Source organism: Gordonibacter sp., from assembly GCF_036667095.1.
GTDB lineage: Bacteria > Actinomycetota > Coriobacteriia > Coriobacteriales > Eggerthellaceae > Gordonibacter.
In genome coordinates, this window is record NZ_JAVWUP010000130.1 from 6655 (window position 1) to 7070 (window position 416).

General features: G+C 57.2%; 1 protein-coding gene. It reads right to left on the bottom strand.

Annotated elements, in window-relative coordinates; genetic code table 11:
• Positions 1-211 precede the first annotated feature (211 nt).
• Positions 212-416 (bottom strand): dynein gamma chain protein (locus tag RR842_RS10490; RefSeq protein WP_332729702.1); only part of this gene is annotated, 205 nt, incomplete at its 5' end.

The window sequence follows — 416 nt, forward strand, 5'->3', positions numbered from 1 at the left end:
CGGTGCTTGATTTCGTGCGGCGATATCGAGCGAGCGTCGGGTTTGCCGTCGTGTTGCTAACCTGAATAGTTAGCCTGAGTCGTTTTCCGGCGGCGTGTTTTACGACCTGCATTTCTCCTTCCGGAACTCCGTGAACCCGAGGCGCCCTTACGTGCGGGGATACCTCGGATTCACGGTTCAAGCCGATGGAGCTGCAGTGCCTGGTCACAGCTTAATCCATGAAATGAACGGTCGCGTTGTTTGAGGCTGTTGTTTGAGCACCCGCATCAAACGCGTCTCTCGCCTTGTCGAGGGATGCGCGCGCATCTGCAAGCAGATGCCGGACCGCAGGCAGCTTCTCGGAAACCGATGCGAATCCTGCGCTTTCGGCAAGATGTGCCGCTTTGTGTGACCATCGATGCTTGAGTACCACGCGA